Here is a 555-nt window from a genome sequence, read left to right as displayed (position 1 = left end):
ACCACTGGTTGCCCTTCTTGGTCTGCTTCATCTCCGGGTCGCGCTCGCCGCTGGCGTTCTTGGTCGAACTCGGCGCCGAGATCAGCGTCGCATCAACCGCCGTGCCGGTGCGCAGCATCAGACCCTTGGCCTGCAGGATGTCGTTCACCAGACGCAGCATGTCGGGCGCCAGGTTGTGGCGCTCGAGCAGGTGGCGGAAGCGCAGGATCGTCGTCTCGTCTGGCAGCCTAGCCATGGCGCCGTCGCACTTCGCAAACTCGCGGTACAGCGGCACGTCATGCAGCGCCTCTTCCATCGCCGGGTCGCTCAAGCCGAACCATTGCTGCAAGTAATGAATGCGCAGCATGGTCTCCACCGGTATCGGCGGCCGGCCGGTCTTCGCGCGCGGGCAGTGCGGCTCGACGATCTGCACCAGCGCGGCCCACGGCACCACGCGTTCCATCTCTTCGAGGAACTCGCGCTTGCGCGTCTTCTTCGTCGATAGGCTCAGGCCAAGTCCAAGTTGCTTCATGGCTTCAGGTCATGCAAGGCGTGGGCCTGTTTTGCAGATGTTCC

1 protein-coding gene is annotated in these 555 nt (G+C 64.0%); it reads right to left on the bottom strand.

What is annotated here, in order from left to right:
• The coding region (locus EJI01_RS28460) for an IS5 family transposase (protein WP_126840425.1) at positions 1-511 on the bottom strand (511 nt) is incomplete at its 3' end.
• Positions 512-555: the final 44 nt, after the last annotated feature.

This window comes from Variovorax sp. MHTC-1, assembly GCF_003984645.1.
Lineage (GTDB): Bacteria > Pseudomonadota > Gammaproteobacteria > Burkholderiales > Burkholderiaceae_C > Variovorax.
This window is presented reverse-complemented; position numbering and strand designations above follow the sequence as displayed.